Genomic DNA, 603 nt, shown 5'->3' on the forward strand with positions numbered 1-603 from the left:
CCACCATCACGCTGCAGAACTACTTCCGGCTCTACGACAAGCTCGCCGGCATGACCGGCACCGCCCAGACGGAGGCGGCCGAGCTGCACGAGATCTACAAGCTGGGCGTGGTCAGCATCCCGACCAACATGCCGATGATCCGTGAAGACCAGTCCGACCTGATCTACAAGACCGAGGAGGCCAAGTACATCGCGGTGGTCGACGACGTCGCCGAGCGCTACGCGAAGGGACAGCCGGTGCTGATCGGCACCACCAGCGTGGAGCGCTCGGAGTATCTGTCGCGGCAGTTCACCAAGCGGCGCATCCCGCACAATGTGCTCAACGCCAAGTACCACGAGCAAGAGGCGACCATCATCGCGGTGGCGGGCCGCCGCGGCGGCGTCACCGTCGCCACCAACATGGCCGGTCGCGGCACCGACATTGTGCTGGGCGGCAACGTCGACTTTCTCACCGATCAGCGGCTGCGCGAACGCGGCCTGGATCCGGTGGAGACGCCCGAGGAGTACGAGGCGGCCTGGCACTCCGAACTGCCCATCGTCAAAGAGGAAGCCAGCAAGGAGGCCAAGGAAGTAATCGAGGCCGGCGGCCTGTACGTGCTGGGCA

The 603-nt window shown here is 65.3% G+C and carries 1 protein-coding gene; it reads left to right on the plus strand.

Translation table 4 applies throughout. The annotated features are described in order from the left end of the window. A partial coding sequence (locus tag FJR74_RS08400; RefSeq protein WP_503465748.1) for a preprotein translocase subunit SecA occupies positions 1-603 on the plus strand: 603 nt, incomplete at both ends.

The organism is Metamycoplasma neophronis, from assembly GCF_006491995.1.
Taxonomy (GTDB): domain Bacteria; phylum Bacillota_I; class Bacilli_A; order Mycoplasmatales; family Metamycoplasmataceae; genus Metamycoplasma; species Metamycoplasma neophronis.